The organism is Clostridium sp. CTA-19 (assembly GCF_054767855.1).
Genome location: NZ_BAAABH010000022.1, coordinates 14,071 through 39,190, shown reverse-complemented (window position 1 = coordinate 39,190; position 25,120 = coordinate 14,071). Strand labels below are relative to the sequence as shown.

The window sequence follows — 25,120 nt, the reverse complement described above, 5'->3', positions numbered from 1 at the left end:
TTGATAAACGGATAAATTTTAGATTTACAATCTTATGGCTGGTGCATTAACAAAAATCATAACCTAAAAGTTCTTTCTCTAATTTATCAAAATCATATTTCCTTTGATGAAAATTATTAAATGTATCTTTGTTAGAAGATGAATTTTTATATTGTCTTTTCATTATTTTTTTACCGTTAATTTTCCAATTTTTAAGAATACCTTCAACATAGCAAAGTCTAACATTCCCTTTGCTAATTGCTTCTTCCATAGCATCTATAACAGTCAATGCGTCATTATCATCTACAAGCCTATCTAAAGTTAAAATTGCATCTGTAGTTAGATTACCAAAACCGTTTTCGCTGTAGTAAGAATAAACTTTAGAGTTTATAGGATTTAAATCCTTATTTAAATTATAACTAAAATTATTAGAAGTACTACTAGTACTACTGTTAGTAGTTGTTGTTATATTATTATATATATTATTATTATCTTTTTGATTATTTATATAAAATCTATTTATAGATTTTATATTATTAAATAACATTGTTATGTTATTTAATATATTATATATATCTTTCATCAAGGAATTATCTCCATGAAGATCTTTAAAAAATCCCTTTGATACGGACATAAAATCACCTAAATCCATATTATAAGGATCTTTATCCATAGCATTATGGGGAGAATTCCAACTATTTTGCAAATTATCCGAAGAAGAAAAAGAATTATCAAGACTATCGGTATTTTTATCCATAGATATATCCGGAGATTTTTCACTATGGTTATTTTTAGAATTGTTATTATTTTTAACATCAAATATTCTATAAAAGATTTCTGTGAAACCATAAAAGGAATATGCTCCGTTATCTCTTAACACAGTATGTTTAAGAATTTTATTTCTGCAAAGCTTTTTAAGCTTTCTATAAAGTGTATCTTTTTTTATATTAAGAATAAGTAGATTTTCTAACATCATCAAAACTAACCTTTGCTTTAATGGCCTCAACTTCATTAAAATTTAATTCATATAACATAAATAAACCCTCCTAAAATTAAGCTCTCACTATTCATATATGCATTAAGAGGAGAGAGTTCCGACTCTTTTTTATGTTTTTTAAAAAAATTAGCAAGTTTATTCAGTTTTATATTACTTTTAAATTTAATATGAAACTGAATAAAAATATTATACTGTAATGAGTCTTATATAAGGAATTCATATTATATAGGGATATAATCATAGGCGTAAAGCTAAGCCTAGAAATCCCAAATTTGTAGTGTTAAAAAGTAATAATGAAAAAATTAAAAATGCTAGTCTGTGAAAATTTCAAAGAAGCTCTAAATATATTTTTATCTGATTTTTATGACTACCCGGAAAAGCGACGTCCTTGTCTGGTGCACCGGCTAATTTGTCCTTGGATTAGGTGAAAAAATCAAACAAAAATCTATAAGAGTTTCTAAATCAATTTTCAATGAATAGCTTATTTAAAATCTTTATTATTACATAATGTATTAAAAGCTTAAAAGAAAAATATTTTATTGGAATAAAGTGGCTTAGCTTTATGCACATGGGGATATAATCTCCAACTTAAATTTATACATAAAATTTTTGTTATCAGTTGAGAAAAAAGACTAACAAAAAATTGTGCTTATATCTGTAATTTTTTAAATATATAGATTATATAGTAGTTAGATTCCATAATTAAAATTTGTAAAGAAGGAAAGCTATCCAAAGGGTTAGTGCCATCTAGAAGTTACTTTTTAATAGTGGCAAAAATAAAAATATAAAATTAATGAATTTTACCAATGAAATATTCACTAAAAACTTATAATGCCTTGAAAATACTAAGTTTGAAGGAGAATTTGCTTATTAACTTAAAAAAAGAAAAATCACTGGTAAAAAACAATAAAACCTAGTAAAATCAATAGTTTGGATGTATAATGGGAAATGAAGAATGGCTATTTTTCAATGGTTGAACCTTAACATAAGATGTATTTAAATACACTATGTGGTAATGGGTTAGAAATGTTACAAAGGTTGAACCTTAACATAAGATGTATTTAAATTAGAGTTAAGTAAATCTAATCTTTAAGTATGTTCCAGTTGAACCTTAACATAAGATGTATTTAAATAAAAGATATAATCATACAATAAAAAAAATAAAAGATGTTGAACCTTAACATAAGATGTATTTAAATGCATCAAAGTAAACATATTCTGTATCCATAAACTTAGTTGAACCTTAACATAAGATGTATTTAAATACAAATAGTATTGTTTGGAGTTGAAAAAGAATATTAGTTGAACCTTAACATAAGATGTATTTAAATGAAGGAATTGTTAGAGTTTCAACAAGTTCTGTTTTGTTGAACCTTAACATAAGATGTATTTAAATGAGCGCAGTGGAGGGTATGAAAATAGAACTAGGTGGTTGAACCTTAACATAAGATGTATTTAAATAACATATGGTGATGATGGAGTGAGCCAACAGGTTGTTGAACCTTAACATAAGATGTATTTAAATTTTTCAATGCTAGCTTAGGCAAAGCCTAGTGTTTCAGTTGAACCTTAACATAAGATGTATTTAAATAAAATTACAATTCCACGGAGATTCTTACACTAATAGGTTGAACCTTAACATAAGATGTATTTAAATGTTTAAAAGAAACATAGAAGAATGTACTCGTTTAGGTTGAACCTTAACATAAGATGTATTTAAATTTGATAACTTCAACTTTTGAAGGCTCCTTTCCAAAGTTGAACCTTAACATAAGATGTATTTAAATAAACAAGGCTTTACTAAAAAAGTTGAAGCACAACAAGTTGAACCTTAACATAAGATGTATTTAAATATAATAATGAGTGGTACCAGAGTAACTATAGAAGCGTTGAACCTTAACATAAGATGTATTTAAATGAGCACCATGGAGAGCCAACCCTTAAATATATAAAGTTGAACCTTAACATAGGATATATTTAAATTTTTTTATTTATGTAGTTGAACACAGATACCTTTTAAGTTGAATATTAACATGAAATGTATTTAGATAGACAACTAAAATTTATGATTTAATTGAATTAATATTTAAAAATGAGCTTAAAAAAATACTAAGGACAGTCATAAACAAATAAATATTTAAAATCTATTTATTGATAATTTATCAATATTATGGTAATGTTTTATTAAGATTAAACCATAATATGAGATGTATTTAAATATCATTATATCTATTTATTAAAATTAAGAATTGAACTATAACATAAGATGTAAAGACTGTTTTAAATAATAAAAATGCAGTTTTAGGAAAATTAAATCATGACTAAAGAAATAATTAAAAATGAATCTTATTTTATTAAAATTGAATGTAAACAAACTGCATAATAATACTAATATAAAAAGATAGTTTAATTTCTTAGAAATCAAACTATCTTTTTTAAATAATGTATTTACATTGAATACCAAAAATGGTAACATACAACTAAAGAGTCAATCATAATATCAATAAAAGGATGTGAGTAATTGGGAAACATAATTATCAAGTTTTTTAAGAATAAGAAAACGATTTTAAGCATGCTTGGAACATTAATTTTTTCTGTTTTTATGAGGAAAAAAGACTTGTTTTTTTTAGAAAAAGATAATGAATCGTTTACTTTAATTTCTATATCTAATGCAAAACAAAACATATAAAAGGTTCTACTTTTATATGTTTTGAAAATAGTTTATATAAGGTGAAAGTACTATTGGCGTTAAATTCACCTTATATGTTTTTATTATAACAAAATTATATACAATAAACTATATTAAATGATATTAAATGGTAAAAATGAAGAGGATGGAGGTGAGGCAATGAACGTATATGAATTAACACTAAAGATATTTCTTCTTAAGGATTTAACTGTGGACAAGTCTTATGAAAAATTAACAGAATTAATTGATAAATCTCTATGTAAAGATGATGAATTATTGGCTTTACATAATGAAAATAAGTATAAATACTATACTTTTTCATTACCTTATAAATTAGAAAAAGATAAAGTATATAAAGCCGGAAATATATATTCGGTAAAAATAAGGACTATAGATGAAAAAGTATTAAAAAATTTCAAAACTGAATTAATAAATATATACACTTCATTCATTAAAGCATTAACTATTGATGTAAAGGTTATTCCCAAAAAATATATTTCAACTATATATTCATTAACACCAGTAGTAATAAAAACAGATAAAGGATATTGGAGAGGGAAAAGTAATTTATCATTAAATGAATATGAAAAAAGAGTAAAAGAAAATCTTATAAAAAAATATAATCAATTTTTCGGTGAAAAAATTAATGAGGATTTTCCATTATACGATTTCATAAGATTTGATAATAGAAAGCCTATTGGAATAAAGTACAAGAATATTATTATATTAGGAGACAAAGTCACATTAAATATAGCTAATGATGAAGTATCTCAAAAAATAGCTTATTTAGCATTAGGTGCAGGTCTTGGTGAAATGGGATCAAGGGGTATGGGATTTGTTAACTACAAATGGATGTAAGGTGGTGAGTATTATATGCTTAAAGATGCCATTGATACCTTTAAAAATATATATGAAAGAAAGGGAGAGTCTTTTATAACAGATTCTTATATACCAGTAGATGGAGATTATGTAATAGTTGAGCCTCATGAAAATACATTTAGACAATTAGATATAGTAAAAATAAAACAAGATAAAAAAACAAAAGAAATAGATAGAAGTAGTGAACACTTTAAATTTATTTGTAATGCTGATTATTTAAGTAAACTTATAGATATGAATAAGCCAATCGATGGTAAAAAAATAATACACAGTAATAATTATTTAAGCTTTTTTGTAAAAAAGGAAAATGTGAATAATGGAAAACTCAATGATGAAGTAATAGACTCCTATTATGAAATTTTAAAAAATCCTGAAATAAAATATTCTAAAGAAAAGCTTAGATTATATAAAGAAGTAGAAGATAAATATGGTAAGGTTAATGAAAATCTTATAGAAAATGTGAAAACATGGATTAAACATAATATTAAAGACTATGTTGATGAGGATAGTAAAGATAAATCATATCTAAAGATATTTTTTAAATATGAATTAGAAGAATATAAAAAGGAAAATGAGAAATATTTAATACCTAATATATTTAACAGTGTAGAGTTTAATGTGAAAATAGAAGAAGAAACCTATGGACTTTCTAATGATAATATGGGGTTAAATTCTAAAAAGCCATATTTAGAGAATAAATCAAGAAAGACTAAAGTTCCTTACTTAATATCATTAGAAGAAGTATTATTACAAAAAAAGTTTTTTGATTATCTTTTAAATCAAGTTTCAATAGGAAAGACAAATATATATATAGATAAGAAAGGAATATATCCTAAAAGTGATAAAGAATCAATGGATAATGATTTTAATGGAATATATTTTAGAATAAAAAAAGGTAAAGAAGTAGAAGTACATGATTTTGATACAATAAACCATTACAAAGCAAATATAAAACCTATAAAGCTTAAAAATGTAATAGATATAGATTTAAATAAAAGTAATCTTACTTATAATATAAGCATTACAAAGCGTAATACTATTAAAGATTTAATAAATAAAGTATTTTTTAGTAAATTTTTAAGTTCTAATTATTTTACAGAATCAAAAGATATGAATATAAATGATAATAGTTTAAAAAGAAACATATTACTTTCTAGAAGAACTTTATTTAATTGGTTTTATAAGGGGAATGAATTTACTGTATGGAAAGTTTTTGGACATAGTAGCTTAAGATTAATAAAAGGTTCTATAGAAAATGGATATATATTTAAAGCAGGAGAACAATTCAATTTAAGATGTGCTTTAAAAGAATATTTTGTAGGAGGGGAAAGTATGGCTGATGTGTTACTAGATGTTAAGGCATCACTAAGAGATAAAATATCTCAAGAAAAGACAGCATCAATAGACAATAACAAAGAATACTATTTTGCAGTAGGTCAAGTTGCAAATTATTTAATATCACTAAGTAAAGCGGCTAAAAAGACTCATTCTTTAGCTAATCCAATTATTAATGCTAAAAGTGATGAGAGAATCAAAGTAGAATTAAAAAAATTATTTGTTAAATATAATTATGCAATAGATAGAAAAATAAGTAGAAGATTTGATAATCTCATGTATATGGTTTCTGCTTATATACCAGAAGGCAAGGTTGATGATGATTTAATAATAGCAGGATATCTTCATAGTAGTTTAATATATGAAAAATCAAGCAAGGAGGAAAATAAAAATGAACAGTAGAGTTTACGGAGTTTTAGGTATAGTTTCAAGAATGAGTAATTGGAATGCTGATTTTACAGGATACCCAAAAACAACATCCTCAGGAGATATATTTGGTAGCGATAAGGCTTTTAAGTATCCAATTAAAAAAATGTGGAATGAACAAGGTGAAAAAGTTATATATATAAAATCTATGAAGTTGCAAGAAGGCAAAAAGGGGGAAATAGAGTTTATTCCAAGATCTTTAAAGGAAAGATATGAATACTTATTTAAGGGAGAAGATTTAAAAAAGGATAAGGATAGTAAAAAGGTTTTGACAAATTTATTTTCAGCAATAGATGTAAAAAATTTTGGAGCTACCTTTGCAGAAGAAGGAAATAATATATCAATAACAGGGGCAGTTCAAATTGGACAAGGATTTAATAAATATTCAGATAGTTTTGCAGAAGAACAACAGATATTATCTCCTTTTAGAGATCCTAATAATAAGAAGAATAATAAAAAAGAAGAAGAAGAGAAAGAGGCAAAATCCTCAACTTTAGGAACAAAAATAGTGAGTAATGAAGCGCATTACTTTTATCCAGTAACAATAAATCCTAAAGCATATGATGGATTTAAAGAGCTTGGTATTACAGAAGGATATACTGATGAAGATTATAAAAAATTTAAGGAAGCATCTATGATAGCAGCGACATCTTTTTCAACAAATGCTAAAATAGGCTGTGAAAATGAATTTGCTATGTTTGTAGAAACTGATGAAGATTTATATTTGCCAGATTTATCTCAATATATTATATTTGAAAAGTGTGCTGATAAGGGGAAAATAGAAATAAAATGTAATAATTTACTTAAAGATTTACAAAATAGAATAAAATCAATTGAGATTTATTATAATCCATATACAACAAATATAGATAAAAACATAGAAAATGCTAAATACTTCAATATTTTTACCAAAGAGGAAATATAAAAATGGATACTTTAAAATTTAGTTTAAAAGGAAGGACTGCATTTTTAAAAAAACCAGATGTTAACACATATTTTTATTTTACTTATGGGAATATTCATAAGGTGGCACTTTTAGGCATTCTAGGAAGTGTTCTTGGATTAAGAGGTTATAATGACCAAAATGAGAATGATAAATATCCAGAATTTTATGAAAAACTTAAAGGATTAAGAATAGGTATAGTACCAATTAATAAAGAAGGATATATTCCTAAAAAAATTCAGACATTCAACAATTCAGTGGGATATGCTTCAAAGGAACAGGGCGGAAATTTAATTATTAAAGAGCAGTGGCTTGAAGATCCTGAATGGGAGATTTATATTCTTTTAGAAGGAAATATAGAAGACAAATTAAAAGATAATATATTAGATAGAAATTTTAAATTTATTCCTTACTTAGGAAAGAATGATCATATGGCTACTATAGAAAATATAGAGATTATAAAAGATGTACAAAAAATAGATAATATAAAAAGAATAGATAGTTTATATATTAAAGACTATTTCTCTTTTAAAAATAGTAAATATGACTTTGATGAAGAGGATGATTTACAAGATACTTGGAAATATGAAGAGATGCTTCCAGTATCATTAGAAGAAAACACTAATAAATATAATCTTAAATCCTTTGTTTATACAAATTCGTTAGTTGAGAGTGCATCTTACGAATCAATATATGAATGCAATAATAAAAATATATTTTTCTTTTAGAGGGGAACTATATAGGAATTTAAAATTTGATTTATCCGATGACTATTTGATTTAGTAATTTTATTTTTAAAAAAATCAGAATGAAAATCTTACATGTCATTGGATAATCCTTTTTTAGCTTTTAAGGAAGTAAAGGTACCATCTAAATGTAAAGATTCTATTCATGAAATCAATTAAAAAAATGGGGGGATTAATATATGTATTTTCTTGATGTAAAAAAATTCCCAATAGATAAATTTATAAAAAAGAATTCAAATATATATGCTCATAAGAGCGAAAATAATAGTAGATTTGAAACTTTAAAAGAGCACTTAGAACTCTCAGAAGACTATTTATATAAAATAATTAAAGCTAAAAATTTGGACAATGTATTGATAAATTTTCAGAATTATTTGTTTGAAGAAAATTGTAGCGAAGGAACAAAAATTTTTAAAGAAATGATATTTAATATAATTTATATGCATGATATAGGTAAAATTAATTGTTGCTTCCAATATAAAAAAATGGATAATGAGTTTTTTAAGGATTATGATGGGATAAACTTTAATTACTCAAATCATTCAATGTTATCATCTCTTATTTATATTAATTATTATTTTAAAAGAATAAAAGAGTTGAAAAATGTAACATCTGATATAAAAGACAAATTAAGATTTTTCATGATGATAAATTCATATATAATATCTAGACATCACAGTCATTTAGATTCTTTTAATGAATATAAAAATAAGTTTTTAGAGGATGATGGTGAGGGAAAAAAACTTTACTTTGAGCAATTATCCATATTCGAATATTCTTATGATGATGATATAGTGTTTGAAAAAAAGCCCAAGCTTATGAAAAGACTCTTTGAATTAACAGAAGAATATTTAAATAACAAGTTAATTAGTAGTAAGAAAAAAATATATCTTTACATATATGAAAGATTTTTTGCATCATTATTACTTGGTTGTGATTATTATTCAACATCACAATTTATGAATAATTGTAAACTTAGTTATTTTGGAGAAATAACGGATATAAATAAATTCTATGATGGTTTAAAGAAAACTGAAATATATAATAAAATAAGAGATTATGAAAAAGAAAAATATTTAAAATATGATAATTTCAATGATGTAAAGGATATTAATATTTTGCGAAATGAAATGTTTTTAGATGCAGAAAAAATGTTAGAAGAAAATATTGAAAGTAATATATATTATTTAGAAGCTCCAACTGGAAGTGGAAAAAGCACTGTGTCATTAAACTTAAGCTTTAAATTAATAGAACAAGATAAAAATTTAAATAAAATATTTAATGTATATCCTTTTAATACATTAGTTGAGCAAAATATAGCTAGCTTAAATAAAATATTTGATTATGATAAAGAATTACTTGATGAAATAGCTGTTATAAATTCTTTAGTACCAATAAAGGAAGTAAAGAAAAAGGAAATAAAATATGAAGAAAATGAAGAAGTTAATTATGATAAATCGTTACTTAACAGACAGTTTTTAAATTATCCTATAGTATTGAATACTCATGTAAGTATGTTTAATTATTTATTTGGTACAGCTAAGGATGATTTATTTCCTCTTATACAATTAGCAAATAGTGTAGTAGTCTTGGATGAAATACAAAGTTATAAAAATAATATATGGAAAGAAATAATTATTTTTTTAAATTGCTATGCTGAAGTTTTGAATATAAAAATAATAATTATGTCTGCTACATTGCCGAGTTTAAATAAACTTATAGATTATGATGATTTTAATACAATAAATTTAATTAAAAATAGAGATAAATATTTTAAGAATCCTTTATTTAAAGATAGGGTATCAATAGATTTTTCTCTTTTAGGAAAAGAAGATAATACCTATGAAGATTTAAAGGAGCATGTCTTAGATACATCAAAAAATACAGAAGATAATATACTTATTGAATTTATAAATAAAAAGCGTGCTTCAGAATTTTATAATGATTTAATTATGGAATTAGGCAATAAAAAGAAGGTAATGCTTATAACTGGTGATGATAATAGTATAGAAAGAAATGACATAATAAAAAAATTAAAGAGTGAAAAAAATATTGTGTTAGTAGCTACTCAAGTTATCGAGGCTGGTGTGGATATAGATATGGATATAGGCTATAAGGACATATCTATGTTAGACAGTGATGAGCAATTTTTAGGAAGAATAAATAGATCATGCAAAAAGCCTAAGAGTATCGTATATTTTTTTGATTTAGATTCAGCATCAAGTATTTATAAGGGTGATTATAGAAAAGAAAAAAATGTAACTCTTAAATCAGATGATATACGATATATTTTAATAGAAAAGGATTTTCAAAAATATTATGATTTAATTCTTAAAAGAATTAATGATGAAAGTTCAAGTTATAATGAAAATAATATAGAAGATTTTATAAATGAGAAAATAGGTAAATTAAGTTTTCTAGAAGTAGAGAATAAGATGAAATTAATAGATGATGATAAAGATGAAGTAACAGTATTCTTATGCAGAAATATAATATTGGAAAATGGACAAGAGTTAAATGGAAAAAAAGTATGGGAAGATTATAAAGAATTACTTAAAGATGGAGAATTAAGGTACTCTGAGAAGAAAGTAAAACTTTCAAAAGTATCAAGTAATCTTAACTATTTTATATATAAGGTTAAAAGTAGAGATTTTCCTTACAATGATAGACTAGGAGAAATTTATTGCATATATGATGGAGAAGATTATTTTACTAATGGTAAGTTTGATAGAAAAAATTTTACCACAGGGGCATCTAATTTTATATAAATAGATAAGAAGCCTTTTATTCATATTAAGATTTGGGAAAAACGTATCTTATATATCTTCTTTGCTTTCATTTTTAAGAAGATGGAAACATTAAATTAGGTAAGTTCTTAGATGAATTATATTAGTAAAGTTTATAAATAGTATTACAGGACTAGTTGAAATAGTTAGAATATTATAAAAGTGTTTATATAGAAGTTCCTTTTAAATATTTAATAGTTATAGAAAAGGAGTATATTATGAAGGTTAATGGCACATTAATTAACTATTATTTTCATTGCAAGAGACAATGTTATCTGCATGGTAACAGGCTAAATTTAGAAGATAATAGTGAAACTGTAAAAATAGGAAAAGCTATTCATGAGGAAAAAAGTAAAAGAGGTAAAAATAGAGAAATTGCAATAGATAATATAAGAATAGATATGTTAACAGAGGAATACTTAACAGAAATAAAAAAATCAGATGCAGATATTGAGGCTAGTAAATGGCAACTTATATATTATTTAAAGGTTTTAAATGATAAAGGTGTGAAGCGTAAAGGAAAGCTAGAATTTGTTGAAAAGAATAAGGGTGATAAAAAGGTACTTTATTTTGATTTAGATGAAAAAATTTTAAAACAGCTAGATTTACATGTAAAGGATATAGAAAACTTGATAAGTAATGATATAGTACCAAATGTTTTAAATAAACCGAAATGTAAAAAATGTTCTTATTATGAATATTGTTATATATAAAGGGAGAATAGAATGGGAAGTACAAGATATATAACTTCTATGGGGGAGTTAACAAGAAAAGATAATTCATTATGTTTTAGAAAAAATAATAAAAATGTATATATACCAGTAGAAAATACAAAAGAGATATATTGTTTAAATGAGATTAGTATAAATTCAAAACTATTAGATTTTTTATCATCTAATAATATAATAGTACATTTTTTTAATTATTATGAAGGGTATAGTGGAACGTATTATCCTAAGAATCAGTATAATAGCGGTAAGCTTTTAGTAAAGCAAGTAGAAACTTTTCAAACTAAAAGATTGGAAGTATCAAAGGCTATTGTAAGCGGAATAGGAAATAACATACATGAAGTTTTATATCATTATTATAAGCATGATATAAAAGAGGTAAAGAAAACTTTAAATTGGATAAAAGATATTTTTTATCAAAGAGTTAATAATTCAGAAACAATAGAGGAACTAATGGCAACTGAAGGGGAATTATGGCAGAGATTTTACAGTGAGTTTGAAAATATTTTACCAGAAGATTTTGTAATGAACAAAAGAGTAAAGAGACCACCGGATAACCCTATAAATGCATTAATATCTTTTGGAAATACATTATTATATACCAAAACTATATCAGCTATATATAGAACACATCTTGATCAGCGAATAAGTTTTTTACATGAACCATCTGAGGGAAGATTTTCTTTAAGTTTAGATATAAGTGAAGTATTTAAACCAGTAATTGTATATAAAACAATATTTGAATTAGTAAATAAGAGAAAGTTAAAAGTTTCTAAACATTTTGATAAAAAAGTTAATTATTGTTTGCTGAATGAAGAAGGAAGAAATATATTTATACAAGCATTTGAAGAAAGATTAGAATCTGTTTTTAATCATAAAAAATTAAAAAGAAAAGTTAGCTATAGAACTGCTATAAAGTTAGATTGTTATAAACTGATAAAATTTATAATGGAAGATAAGAAGTTTATACCATTTAATATAAAGGAGAATATGTAAAATGGGTAAGAACATTAATTTTAACTATGCATTTGTTTTTTATGATGTTAACGAGAAACGAGTACAAAGAGTTTTTAAAGTATGCAAGAAATATCTATCTCATTTCCAAAAATCAGTATTTAGAGGAGAAATAACACCATCAAAGCTAATAGCTTTAAGAAAAGACTTAAATAGGGTTATAAATAAAGAGGAAGATTTTATTTGTATAATAAAACTTATGAACGAAAATGTATTTGAAGAAGAAATATTAGGCATTCAACTTAATAACACTGGTGAAGATTTGATTATTTAGTTGTAAAGATAAGAAATTAAAATGAATTTTACCAGCAAAATATTCATTAAAAACTTGCAGTACTTTGAAATTACTGAGTTTAAAAGGTGTTTTGCTGGTTTGCTTTAAAAAATAAAAATCACTGGTAAAAAAACAATGAAACCTAGCAAAATCAATGGTTAAGGTGTATAATGAAAATGAAGAATGGCTATTTTTCAATGGTTGAACCTTAACATAAGATGTATTTAAATCATTTTCCCTATTTTCAGTACATTTAACCTCGTAAGTTGAACCTTAACATAAGATGTATTTAAATTTATCAGCTATCATCTTGTACCTATCACTTGAATAGTTGAACCTTAACATAAGATGTATTTAAATATTTATACAATTGTTTTAGGTAATAAGAGTTCGGGTTGAACCTTAACATAAGATGTATTTAAATTTAAGAAACTCGATTAACTTAATAAAAGATTATGGTTGAACCTTAACATAAGATGTATTTAAATTCAAAACATAAATATAATGGATATGTATATAGAACTGTTGAACCTTAACATAAGATGTATTTAAATTACTTAATTGATGTTTACTTAAATTCCTGTCCTTTGTTGAACCTTAACATAAGATGTATTTAAATTCAGTTCCATTAGCTTTTATATAACATACAATGTCGTTGAACCTTAACATAGGATGTGTTTAAATTAAATTGCAAAAGCAGCAAACACATCACCACCACCGTTGAACCTTAACATAGGATGTATTTAAATTTATTTACAGATTTCACATACTCATTTATATTATGTTGAACCTTAACATAGGATGTATTTAAATTGGTGTAAATAGTGACAGGATAGTTACCTTAGCTCAGTTGAACCTTAACATAAGATGTATTTAAATTATTTACCAATCTCATTTTCAATCCAAAATTTAATCGTTGAACCTTAACATAAGATGTATTTAAATTTTGTAACTTTCATGAATCTAGCGTATTTATCTACCATTGGATTTTAACGTTAGGTTGAACCTTAACATAGGATGTATTTAAATTAAAATTTACTTGGTTTTGGTTTTTCATAACTAGTAGTTGAACCTTAACATAGGGTGTATTGAAGTTTTATTCTCTTAGTATCATATAATTGGAAACATTTAAGAAAGGTTGTTAAATTTTAAAACATATATAAATTTTCAAGTTGACTTCTAAATTTATTCATTTGAAAACGTGGATATCCAAAACAGTGAGATATGATTAGAAACAGTTAAAATGCCATACTACATTATGTATAAAAATATTTTAATGATATTAAACAAATTTAAATGATAAATTGTATCTTTATAAAACTAAAGTCTAATTAAAATTCTAAAATTAAATAAAAAATATAATTTAAATCACTGTTTAATCGGTGGTTTTTTTATTATAAAATTCATCACATTTATGGTATAATATTCATAAATTAGTAAAAAATGAGGTGTTGTGTTGAGTTTTGTAGAGTTAACGGTTACAGTTATGTTGAATAAAGATATTTACTTTGCTGACTGTGGATATGTAATTGGAAAAAATATAAATAAAGCAATGTTATTGGATGAAAGTTTAAAGGAACTTCATCCTAAGAAGGAATATAAAAATTATGTATTTAATCATTTCTATCCATTAGAAAGAGATAAAATATATAAAAAAGATAGATTATACATATTTAAAATTAGAGGATTAAGTAAAGAATTTATAGATAAAATAGAAAGCTGCTTATGTAATTTAGAAAGTAATGAATTTAATATTATTTCAACTTCTAAAAAGGAGATCGAACAAAGACATATAAAAGAATTGTATACTCAAACACCATTAATAATAACTGTAGATGATAAGCCTTGGCTTCAAAATGATGGCGATTTAGATCTGTTTAAACAAAGGTTAGAAGATAATTTAGAAAAGAAATATAAAAGCTTTTTTAATAAAGATATAGATATAAACAGTAAATTCATAAAGAGCATAGAGTTTAAAAATAGGAAACCAATGCATTATAACTATAAGAATGGAGTAAAATTATTAGCTAATAAAGTAAGTATACAGGTTGAATATAATGAAGAAGCTCAAAAGGTGGCCTTCTTAGCTAGAGCAGTGGGGTTAGGAGAAAAGAATTCATCAATAGGAGCAGGGTTTTGTAAGTAGAATATAATATAAGATATATAGTGTTCATTATGTAGATTTGGAAATGGGGAGGATTTTTACTATGACTGAAGGAAATAGTAAGATTTATAAGTTAAAAAACATAACTGATTTATGTTCTAATAATGGAGTGCAAAAATTAGAGTTGAGACTTACAGAAATAAAATCTTTAATGAGATTTTGGTGGAGAGGATTAAATTTTTATGACAAATGTAGTGATATGAAACAAGAAGAAGAAGAAATATTTGGAAATTCAGATGTTTGTAAATCACCAATAATATTTAAAATAAAAAATCAATATTTTAAAAAGGCTAGCAAAGGTCATATTGTAAACAATAGTTTAAGTATAGATTGTTTACAATCGGGAGGAAGTGCTGAGATTCAATTAAGTTTATTAAAGAGACATTTAAATAAGAAACAATATACAAATAAGGTATTTAATTTTTATGACATATTGTTAAAATTATCATTAATTTTAGGTGGAGTAGGAAATAGAAGTAGAAGAGGGTGTGGGGCTTTTAAGTTTGAAGAAGATAATAAAGAATATAATTTAAGAAATCAAATCAGAAATTATATGGAAAACTTAAATATTAGTAAGTATTATGAATTTTTTAAAGAAAATGATAAGTATTTTAAAATATTTAGGAAAGAAGAATATAAAAATAAAGGATTTCAATATCCTTACGTAGAGGAAATTCTTATTGGTAAAGAAACTATCAATGAAGAAAAATTTTATTTTAGGATAAGAGATGCTATATATGCCACAAGAAATGAAAAGTTTCAGTATAAGGACTACAAATGCGGAAAGCTTGCATGCCCAGTATATGTTACTTGTTATGGTGATCCAAATGAATTATACCCTATAATAGTAAAATTATATAATACAAATCCACATGAAACTTACGATAATTATTACAAAAAATTCAAAGAGGTGATATTATGCAGCAAAGAATAATATTATTTTCTATAGGTTCAATACAAAATTTTATAATAAATTCAAGAAAAGTGTCTGATTTATTTAATAGTAGTAAAATATTATCTAAATTAATAAGCAATGGAATGGAGTTTATAAAAGTTAAAGGAAATGGCAAATTGTTATTGCCTCAATTATTGGACAAAAGTGAAGGGTTACCTAATTATTTTATTATGAAATATGAAAGTAATAAGCATTTAGGGGAAGAACTTGAAGAATATATAAGACAAAATTATATTGATATGCTTATGAATGGTAGCATTAAGACTAGTTTAGAAAAATATAAAAATCAAATAGAAAGGCAGTTAAACTCATCATTAGACATTTATTGGGTTGAATACGATTTAGAGGAAAGCTTTGATTTAAATGATTCTCATAAATATGTGCAAGTATATTATGAGATTTATAAATATTTTGAAGCTGTTAAAAATGTAAAGAAATTTAATAATATTTGGGAGGAAGGGAAAAAATGTTCTATATGTGGAAGTAGAAATGCAATAGTGGTTAGTTCTAAGAATAAAAAAGAGCCTTTCGGAATTCAAAAAATATATAAGTATCAAAATTTTGAAGAATATAGTCTTTTTGAACTGGTAGAAAAATTAAAAAATAAAGATATCAATTTACAGCTGGATGAAATTAAAAAAGTTAAAAGATATGCTAAAAAAAATAACTTGGAATCAAAAGATATAGATATAAAATTAAAAGAAAATGAAACGCTTTGTGGAGTTTGTTTATTAAAAAGAATTTATAAAGGAGAAAAAATACATTCGCTTGCACAAATAACTTTATCTAGTTGGGTTGAAAATGAAAAAAAACATGGAAGATATAATCAATATAAAGAAGTTATAGATAGATTAAATAAAGAAGATAGTAATTTCGATGATTATGAGTGTATGTATAAAGAAAATTGGGACAAGATATTAAAAAATTTAAAGGTAAATAATAAAGGTGAATTAAAAGAAGAACTTATTCAAAAGTTAAGTAATAAAAATTTGCCTAAATATTATTGTATGTATCGCATGGACATTGATAATTTAGGAGAATGGATGAGTGGTAAATATAAGAATAGTGATAAAAACCTATATGAATATCAAATTGATTTATCACAAAGAATATATAAATTTTTTAATAAACTAAGGGAAAATTATTTTAAAGAAAATTCAAAAGGTATTTTAGTATATGCTGGTGGAGATGATTTATTAGCATTAATACCTGTAGATGAAATATTTAAATTAGAACAAAATGCAAGAGCTTGTTTTAAGGAAGAAGTGCAAGTTGAAGAGTATAAAAACATTACATATTCAAAAGGAATATTTGTTGCGCACTATAAAACACCATTAGGAGAAATTACTAGAGTTTCTAAAGAAGAACTTGAAAAGGTTAAAGAGAAGTTTAAGGAAAAAGCAAATGACTTTGATAAAGAAAAAAACGCTACGGTTATATCTATAATGACGGAAGGATATAGTAACAGGAATGTATATTTTAAAAATAATTTGAATGGGGAGGAAACAGTTGAATTTATCTTTGAAGAATTAGTAAATTACTTTAATAAAGGTGAATCAACTTATTTTCATGAGCAATTGCAAAGTGAATTTTGGAATTTAGGCAGAAATATTGATAAAGGTTATCAAAGGGACATACTGATAAATATGTTTGAAGTAGAACAAAAAAGATTAATGAAAAGAAGCATTTTAAAAAATAGTATTGCAGAAGAGAAAATAGATGAGGTAAATAAAAAACTTATAAATTTTTTAGAAGTAAACTCATCAAAGGAATTAGAAATAGATTTTGAAAATTACTTTAACTTATTTCATATAATTAGAAGTTTAAAACAGAATATGGAGGTGAAGTAATATGAATTTTGATAATATTATGCAAATAAAGCCTAATGATAATTTGTTTTTAGGAAGTGGGAAAAACTTTTCTAAAGGAGAAAATACTTGGTTAGGTACAAGAATGATACCATATCCTTCTGTTTTTTATGGGGCAATATGTTCTACTATGCTAGTTCAAGATGAAGAAAGAAGAAAGAAGTATATAGATAATAAGGATTTAGATTCAGATCCGAGAAAATATCTAAGTTTAGGAAATGTGTATTTGTATAATGAAGAAGATGATGAAGTTTATATGAATGCACCTTTAGATTTATATTTAGATGAATATAAAGAGTGTCATTACGCAATTATAAAAAAGATAAAAAATAATATTAATTGTTCAGAAGAAAGAATGTCACATTTATTTTTTTATGATATAGAAGGAAAAAGTCAAAGAGCAGATAAGAGGTTTATAGAACTTGATATTTTTTATGATTCTTACTATGAATTTGATGGAAGCATTGAATTCAGAGAATATTGTGATATCGTAGCTAATTCTTATAAAGTTGGAATTGAAAGAGATAAAAACTACATAGCTAGAGAAAAACATCTATATAGGATAGATTTAACTGAATTCAAAAAAGAAAAGTGGAGCTACTTAGTTGAATATAATATAAAAGATTCTTGGTGGAATGGAGAAGCTAAAAATATTAAAGATGGATATTTAAAACTTGGGGGAGAAAATAAAGTTTGTAGATTTTATACCTGTGAGAAAAATAAAAAATTGATGGTATATAATAATCTTTATAATCAAATAAATGATACGGAATATGTCAAAATGATAATCACATCTCCATGCATATTTGAAGGAAATGATTATATTCCGAAATTTAAAAATACAGAAGTGATAGCAGCATCCACTGGAAAGCCTTATGATATTGGGGGATTTGATATGGCATTTAATATTCCAAAACCTATGAGCAAAGCAGTACCTGAAGGTTCAGTATATATTTTGAAAAATAAAGATTTTAATAACACATCACTAAAAGAAATAAGAAAAATTATTGATGATGAGGTTTTAATAGATAAAACATATAAAAAACAAGGTTTTGGCATGTTTGAATTAGTTCCATTAGATAAATCACAATTTGAGGGAGAGGAAATGCATGGATAAAAAAATAAAATTTGATTCAATGGTTATTTGTTCTACTTTAAATCAAATGGTAAATTATATTGTTATAAAAGAGCATAACATAAATATTAATGATATCTATAATATAAGATTAAAAAATGGAAGTGAAAAGTTTAATTATGATAAGTGGGATGAAAATCTAACAAGTTCTTTAAGTGGAAAATTTGATAAGGATAGAATAATTGAATATAGTGAAAAACAGATCTCAAATCATAAAAACATTGTCAAAAAACTAATAAAAAAGTTTGGAAGTGCTAGTTCTGAATTTGGAAGCTATCCATTAAAAGAAGAAAAAATATTGTGGAATATAACAGGTGGACAAAGACACTTTGTTATGGCTATAACTGAATATGTATATAATCATAGACCAGAAGATGTAATAGTGTATTTTGAAGGTGATAAAGAAAAAATGTACTATTATGCTAAAAATAAAAATATTCAACAGGAAGATATACTAGGATATAATATGACTATTCCAATAGCATTAAGACTTATGGGATTTGAGGTTTCACAAAGGGAGGTTAATAAAGTTTCTGAGTATTATAATTTTCTAATATCAAATAATGCAAATGAGTTTCGAGAAAAGTGTATATTACAGGATAGAAGGAAAATTAACGATAAGAAACCAGAAGACTTTTACGAACAACTAGAGTCGGAGCTTAAATGGTATAAAAAGTTTTATGATATATATTGCAATAGTGAAATATTAAGAAAGATTCTTATAAATTCAAATAGATTTAAAACAGATAGTACAAATGAAAAAACTAAGTTTGACATGATAACAGAAGATATTGAAGCATATATAAAGGAAATTGATAATGAAATAAAATCAAAAAATGATACTAATGTTAATGTTAATATTAATGATGTTTTTGATGAAAAAGGTTTTGATATATTAAAGAAAAGTATAGAGAATCACTTAAATGGAAAGGTATTTGGTTACATATTAGAGCATATGACACTTTATAAAGTATTAGACGTAATAAAAAGTAATAAGAGATTGTTAGAAAATATAGCAGATATAGACACAAGCGTAAAAATAAAATATGGAACTGATAAAAGTAAAGACAAGCTTGGATTGATTGATGAATTTGATATTTTAATTGTAACTAAAAAAGGTAAGGTTATTATGCTTGAATGTAAATCTGGAGGAATGTCAAGTGATAATGCTAAAAGCCATAATTATTCTATTTATGCGGTAGCAGGAGTTTATGGTGCGCCTATATTAGTGTGCCCCATAAAGGATGGTGACGTTGGTAAAAAAGAAACATTTGATACAAAAGCGATTGTATCAGGTAAAAAAGCATGTGAAGAAAATACTGATGTTTATGAACATGTTAGAAGTGCTAAATATGCTGCAGATAAAGCAAAATTAAGTATCTTTTATATAGATAAGATAGCAGAGGATATAAAAAATAATAAAAAGATAGAAGGAGGAAGATTTAAGTGTTTAAAGGAGTAAATAAAATATTAATAAAGGCAATAACACCTATACATGCAGGAGTAGGTAGAGCTTTAGGACTTATAGATATGCCTATTCAAAAAGAAAAGCATACAGGAATACCTAAGATAGAAGGTTCAACAATGAAAGGATCTATGAGAGAAAGCTATAGGTTAAAAAAGTATAAAGAAAAAAATAATGAAGATATAGTAAGAAAAGAAGTAGATAAACTTTTTGGACCAGAAGATGGACATGAGAGTGCTGGAATAATAGGATTTACTGATGCTAAACTAATATTTTATCCAGTAATAACACTAGATGGGATATTTGCTTATGTTACCTGTTCTTATTTATTAAATAGATATTTTGAAGATAAAGCCCTGATAAATAATACAGAGTTTAATAATAAATTTAAAGATTTATTAGAAGGAGAATGCAAAATATTAAATAATAAATGTGAGAATGTAAAAAATGAAATAATACTTGATGAATATTGCTTTCAAGAAACTGATAAATCAAATAAAGTATATGAGGACTTAGACTTAAGAGAATTTAATTTAGATTCCCAAAAACATGTTGTTGTTATATCAGATAATGATTTTATAGAAATTATTAGCTTATGTAAGGAAATAGTTACAAGAAATAAAATAAATCCAGAAACAGGAGTAGTCGATAAAGACGCAGGATCATTATTTACAGAAGAGTATTTACCAGCAGAATCTATTTTATATGCTTTAGTATTGCAAAATGGTATAGAAGATAATGAAAATTTATATGATACATATATAGAAAATGACCTACCTAAATATGCTCAAATAGGTGGAAATGCTACAATAGGAAAAGGAATAGTAAAAATAACTAACAATTCACAAGGTGGTGAAAGCAATGTGTCAAACAATTAATATTAAAGATTTAAAAAGAAAAAAAGCAAGTTTTGCATTTAATTCAATAGAACATATACAGTCGATAGGAGATAAGGAGTTTAAACGTCAATTTAAAAGTCATTTAGGAAATATACCTATGTATATATATACTAATGGACTTATAGCCACCATAGCTTTTATTCTTAAAAAAATGGGAACTGAGTGTGAAAGAGAAAAAGGAAAAGATAAACAAAGCTATTATGAAATAGGTAAAATATTAAGAGATTATTTTAATAAGAATTTTATAGAATATGGTGATAGATTCAAGGAGAAATTATTAGAGGATATAATGAAAGAACTTATAAAATGCGATTCTAAATCATATAGGAGAATTACATTAGATATTTTATCAATTTTAGAATGGCTAGTTAGATTTTCAGATGCTATGCTTGAAGGTGAAGGTGACAGTAATGAGCCAAAATAAATTAAATAGAAGTTGTATTAAGCATAATGAAAATATTAATATAGAAGACAAGTATCCGATTGAAGTTAGCAAAAATGTATATAGAAAAGGTACGGAGAAGTTTATTTTTTATAGAAATCTGGATATAAGTAACTTCAAGAGATCAAAAGAAGATGAATGTAATTTAAGATATTCTTTACAAAAAAATGTTGTAAGAGAAAGTGGTAAAAAAGAAAGAAGATATTTAGGAAAAATAAAAACTAATAATGAAAAAATAAAATGTATTGGAGAATTAGAAAGATTAAAGCCTAACTATCACCAATCAATAGTTAAGGAATATATAGAATCAATTAAAAAATATTGTAGTGAATTAAATTTTTCAGTGAATAAAATAGAAGGTATTACTTCATATAGGCTTGTGGTAGGACTAGGAAACCCAAGTGTTACAGAAACGTCAATGACTCTTCATAATATATATGGAATACCTTATATTCCTGGACAAGCATTAAAAGGTATAATAAGAAGTTATTTTTTACAAAAATATTTTGATATAGAAAAAAAGGAATTTAGTATAATTAAAATTAATGCTGCTGAATTTAAAGCGAAAGAATTATATAAAATTATTTTTGGTGATGACTATTATGGAGAAGCCAACGAAAAAGGAAGTATAATCTTTTTTGATGCATTTCCAGTCAGTAATGAAATAATAATAGAAAAAGATGTAATGACTCCACATTATAGTAATTATTATGGGAAGGGATGGAACCCTACAGATGAATTTAGTACTAATCCAATACCATTTTACACAGTAAAAAATACTAAATTTAATTTTATATTTGCATTGAGTAGGCAAAAAATTAATGTAAGTGAAGATAAACTTATTTATGCTCAAGATTTAAAGGAGTTTATTTCAAAATTAATGAAAGAAGCTCTTCAAGAACATGGAGTAGGATCAAAAACTTCTGTAGGATATGGATACTTTAATGATGTTAAAGCGATTGAGGATAAAAAAAGTAAAAAAGAATCTTTCCCAAATGATATTCAAATTGAACTTGATCAAATAAATAAAATTTTAGATAAAAACAAGAAACATGAGGCTATCATGAATTTTTATGGTAATAATGATGTAAGCAAACTAGGAAAAGAACAAAAAAGGCAATTAGCTAAATACATGAAAGAATGTTTATAGAACCTGCATTAGGAAAATAAAAATGATGTAAACATTAATTAAATATTTATTAGAGTTAATATAAGATATAGCAGACTTGAATTTATTAGTTATTAGGGGGAATTATTATAGATATAAATAGTATAAAAAGTTCATTATTTATTGGAATGAAAATTCAAAAACCAAAGAAAGAAACAGAAATAATAAAAATTATAGATGATGGATTTTATTATAAAATCGGAGAAAAAAACAAAAAGAAAGTTACTTACGATGAAATAGAAGAAGCTATTAAAGAGATAAGTGAAAAAGGAATAATAACTAGACAATGGTATAAAGACAAATTCCCCAAAACATCTAAAAATAATCCATGCAATTTTACTACTATTGGTGGAATATTAGTTAAAGTTGAATTAGCTGAATATACAGTGGGAAAATATTTATATAAAAAGAATAAAAGTAATAATTAATACGTAGACTGTACTGAAAATACGATTATGGAAACTTTATTAAAATATGAAGGAGAGAAATTCCTTCAAAATATGAGATAAGCTTTTGTTTATGAAGTAAAATGAAGCTATAGAGAAACAAGTTGGCATTTAAATTTATTTAATGACTTTAAAATATTTTTACATGAAATAGATTATTGAATTTTAAGTGTTTCAAGCATGCCTCATCATTTTGAATATACAAATTTGGAATGAGTAAATTTAAAATCTCATATATATTTCCAAGTGTTACTAATTATAATATACTCATAAGTGATATAGCCAAAGGATTAAAAATAGGAAAAGTAACAAAAATAAATTAATTGTAAGATGTATTAAATTTTATTTGAAGGATGATTACAAGTAACGTAATGATATTTCAACAATAAAGTTAAACTTATAATATTAATGAACTAATTTATAAATAAAGTGAATTAAAAATTCCAACCTATTCTAACTGATGAAATAAAAGACTTAGAGTAGGTTTTTATTGTGAATGAAATATATTTTACTTATAAAAGAATAGTGGTTTTGAATTGAAAAAGTATAAAAAATAATGGATTTTACCAGCGAAATATTCATTAAAAACTTGTAATGCCTTGAAAATACTAAGTTTGAAAGGTATTTTGCTTATTAATCTTAAAAAATAAAAATCACTGGTAAAAAAACAATAAAACCTAGCAAAATCAATGGTTAAGGTGTATAATTTAAAATGAAGAATGGCTATTTTTCAATGGTTGAACCTTAACATAAGATGTATTTAAATTAGTATTACTGTATACTAATAATTGTAAAAGATATTAGTTGAACCTTAACATAAGATGTATTTAAATTATAGTTTTAACATTATAGTACCAGCTAACTACATAAGTTGAACCTTAACATAAGATGTATTTAAATAGAAGTAGGTGAGGTGCCTGCAGAAGTTATAAGAGAAGTTGAACCTTAACATAAGATGTATTTAAATCTATTAAGTCTTTTCATAAACCTTTTTTGATATTTAGTTGAACCTTAACATAAGATGTATTTAAATGCACTAAATGCCACTAGTTGTTTATCTTTTTTATTTAGTTGAACCTTAACATAAGATGTATTTAAATTCACGTGGAGAAGAAGTTATGAAACTTTTACTTGTAGGTTGAACCTTAACATAAGATGTATTTAAATTGCATACCTTGTGCTGCATTTATAGCATATTCTTTCGTTGAACCTTAACATAAGATGTATTTAAATTCTTTAGCACCTATAACTTTAATATTTCTATCAAATGTTGAACCTTAACATAAGATGTATTTAAATTAGTTTCTTTCCAAGCTTATTACAATAGATTTAAGTTGAACCTTAACATAAGATGTATTTAAATTTAGGCTGTTCATGGAGACATTTAGGAGAAGAAATTTGTTGAACCTTAACATAAGATGTATTTAAATTTGGTGATTGAACTTATGCCATCATTTCCACCTGTAGTTGAACCTTAACATAAGATGTATTTAAATTATGTTTAGCTTCTGAAGGTTTTAACTTAGTCTTTGTTGAACCTTAACATAAGATGTATTTAAATTTAGCAAAATTTAAAGGATTTTTAATTTTTGTGTTGAGTTGAACCTTAACATAAGATGTATTTAAATAAGCTTTTAAAAACGGTAAAAAAATTAACGCCAGGTTGAACCTTAACATAAGATGTATTTAAATCATTCTCTTCCTTATCAATTACATATTGTTTGTTACGTTGAACCTTAACATAAGATGTATTTAAATAGAGTAGAATGTCACATATCATGT

General features: G+C 24.6%; 19 protein-coding genes and 3 CRISPR repeat arrays (1 of these 22 cut by a window edge). Of the genes, 18 read left to right on the top strand and 1 reads right to left on the bottom strand.

The window, feature by feature from the left end; genetic code table 11:
- Window positions 1–46: 46 nt before the first annotated feature.
- A complete protein-coding gene (locus tag ACYUE0_RS12535) occupies window positions 47–955 on the bottom strand; it encodes a DnaD domain protein (protein ID WP_460270885.1) in 909 nt (302 codons plus the stop codon).
- A gap of 993 nt (window positions 956–1,948) precedes the next feature.
- Window positions 1,949–3,026: a CRISPR direct-repeat array (repeat unit 30 nt; unit sequence GTTGAACCTTAACATAAGATGTATTTAAAT).
- A 471-nt stretch (window positions 3,027–3,497) separates the two neighbouring features.
- Between ACYUE0_RS12535 and ACYUE0_RS12530 the strand changes: the two genes are divergently transcribed.
- From ACYUE0_RS12530 to ACYUE0_RS12445, 18 genes are all read left to right on the top strand, one after another.
- Window positions 3,498–3,665, top strand: coding sequence for a hypothetical protein (locus ACYUE0_RS12530; RefSeq protein ID WP_460270846.1), 168 nt, complete (start codon window positions 3,498–3,500; stop codon window positions 3,663–3,665).
- Window positions 3,666–3,824: 159 nt separating this feature from the next.
- Window positions 3,825–4,523, top strand: coding sequence for a CRISPR-associated endoribonuclease Cas6 (gene cas6 / locus ACYUE0_RS12525; RefSeq protein ID WP_460270844.1), 699 nt, complete (start codon window positions 3,825–3,827; stop codon window positions 4,521–4,523).
- A gap of 15 nt (window positions 4,524–4,538) precedes the next feature.
- Entirely contained in the window at window positions 4,539–6,281 is a 1,743-nt protein-coding gene (cas8b, locus tag ACYUE0_RS12520; protein ID WP_460270843.1) for a type I-B CRISPR-associated protein Cas8b/Csh1, read from the top strand.
- A complete protein-coding gene (locus ACYUE0_RS12515) occupies window positions 6,271–7,230 on the top strand; it encodes a type I CRISPR-associated protein Cas7 (RefSeq protein ID WP_460270842.1) in 960 nt (319 codons plus the stop codon). Before cas8b ends, ACYUE0_RS12515 begins: the two co-directional genes overlap by 11 nt.
- Window positions 7,231–7,232: 2 nt before the next feature.
- On the top strand, window positions 7,233–7,976 hold the full coding sequence (cas5b, locus tag ACYUE0_RS12510) for a type I-B CRISPR-associated protein Cas5b (protein ID WP_460270841.1): 744 nt from the start codon (window positions 7,233–7,235) through the stop codon (window positions 7,974–7,976).
- A gap of 197 nt (window positions 7,977–8,173) precedes the next feature.
- The gene (cas3, locus tag ACYUE0_RS12505; protein WP_460270840.1) at window positions 8,174–10,762 is read left to right on the top strand and encodes a CRISPR-associated helicase Cas3'; all 2,589 of its coding nucleotides are present in this window, start codon (window positions 8,174–8,176) and stop codon (window positions 10,760–10,762) included.
- 236 nt (window positions 10,763–10,998) lie between these two features.
- A complete protein-coding gene (gene cas4 / locus ACYUE0_RS12500; RefSeq protein ID WP_061995699.1) occupies window positions 10,999–11,493 on the top strand; it encodes a CRISPR-associated protein Cas4 in 495 nt (164 codons plus the stop codon).
- Between the two features lie 12 nt (window positions 11,494–11,505).
- On the top strand, window positions 11,506–12,504 hold the full coding sequence (gene cas1b / locus ACYUE0_RS12495) for a type I-B CRISPR-associated endonuclease Cas1b (RefSeq protein WP_460270839.1): 999 nt from the start codon (window positions 11,506–11,508) through the stop codon (window positions 12,502–12,504).
- 1 nt (window position 12,505) lies between these two features.
- A complete protein-coding gene (gene cas2, locus ACYUE0_RS12490; protein WP_061995676.1) occupies window positions 12,506–12,796 on the top strand; it encodes a CRISPR-associated endonuclease Cas2 in 291 nt (96 codons plus the stop codon).
- 200 nt (window positions 12,797–12,996) lie between these two features.
- Window positions 12,997–13,891: direct repeats of the CRISPR family, unit length 30 nt; unit sequence GTTGAACCTTAACATAAGATGTATTTAAAT.
- A 361-nt stretch (window positions 13,892–14,252) separates the two neighbouring features.
- Window positions 14,253–14,942, top strand: coding sequence for a CRISPR-associated endoribonuclease Cas6 (gene cas6 / locus ACYUE0_RS12485; RefSeq protein WP_460270838.1), 690 nt, complete (start codon window positions 14,253–14,255; stop codon window positions 14,940–14,942).
- 61 nt (window positions 14,943–15,003) lie between these two features.
- Complete coding sequence (gene cmr1 / locus ACYUE0_RS12480; RefSeq protein ID WP_460270837.1) at window positions 15,004–15,894, top strand: type III-B CRISPR module RAMP protein Cmr1; 891 nt, start codon at window positions 15,004–15,006, stop codon at window positions 15,892–15,894.
- Window positions 15,879–17,765 carry a type III-B CRISPR-associated protein Cas10/Cmr2 gene (gene cas10 / locus ACYUE0_RS12475; RefSeq protein WP_460270836.1) on the top strand — a complete coding sequence of 629 codons (1,887 nt, stop codon included), beginning with the start codon at window positions 15,879–15,881 and terminating at the stop codon, window positions 17,763–17,765. Before cmr1 ends, cas10 begins: the two co-directional genes overlap by 16 nt.
- A gap of 1 nt (window position 17,766) precedes the next feature.
- Window positions 17,767–18,900 (top strand): type III-B CRISPR module-associated protein Cmr3, encoded by a 1,134-nt coding sequence (gene cmr3, locus ACYUE0_RS12470; RefSeq protein WP_460270835.1) that lies wholly within the window; start codon window positions 17,767–17,769, stop codon window positions 18,898–18,900.
- Window positions 18,893–20,380: a DNA-binding protein gene (locus ACYUE0_RS12465; protein WP_460270833.1), complete on the top strand. Its 1,488-nt coding sequence runs from the start codon at window positions 18,893–18,895 to the stop codon at window positions 20,378–20,380. Before cmr3 ends, ACYUE0_RS12465 begins: the two co-directional genes overlap by 8 nt.
- The gene (gene cmr4 / locus ACYUE0_RS12460) at window positions 20,365–21,261 is read left to right on the top strand and encodes a type III-B CRISPR module RAMP protein Cmr4 (RefSeq protein ID WP_460270832.1); all 897 of its coding nucleotides are present in this window, start codon (window positions 20,365–20,367) and stop codon (window positions 21,259–21,261) included. Before ACYUE0_RS12465 ends, cmr4 begins: the two co-directional genes overlap by 16 nt.
- Window positions 21,245–21,706 carry a type III-B CRISPR module-associated protein Cmr5 gene (cmr5, locus tag ACYUE0_RS12455; protein ID WP_460270831.1) on the top strand — a complete coding sequence of 154 codons (462 nt, stop codon included), beginning with the start codon at window positions 21,245–21,247 and terminating at the stop codon, window positions 21,704–21,706. The genes cmr4 and cmr5 overlap by 17 nt, the downstream gene beginning before the upstream one ends.
- The gene (cmr6, locus tag ACYUE0_RS12450) at window positions 21,693–22,874 is read left to right on the top strand and encodes a type III-B CRISPR module RAMP protein Cmr6 (protein WP_460270830.1); all 1,182 of its coding nucleotides are present in this window, start codon (window positions 21,693–21,695) and stop codon (window positions 22,872–22,874) included. The genes cmr5 and cmr6 overlap by 14 nt, the downstream gene beginning before the upstream one ends.
- 146 nt (window positions 22,875–23,020) lie before the next feature.
- Window positions 23,021–23,320: a hypothetical protein gene (locus ACYUE0_RS12445; protein WP_460270829.1), complete on the top strand. Its 300-nt coding sequence runs from the start codon at window positions 23,021–23,023 to the stop codon at window positions 23,318–23,320.
- 754 nt (window positions 23,321–24,074) lie between these two features.
- Window positions 24,075–25,120: direct repeats of the CRISPR family, unit length 30 nt; unit sequence GTTGAACCTTAACATAAGATGTATTTAAAT (it continues 42 nt past the right edge of the window).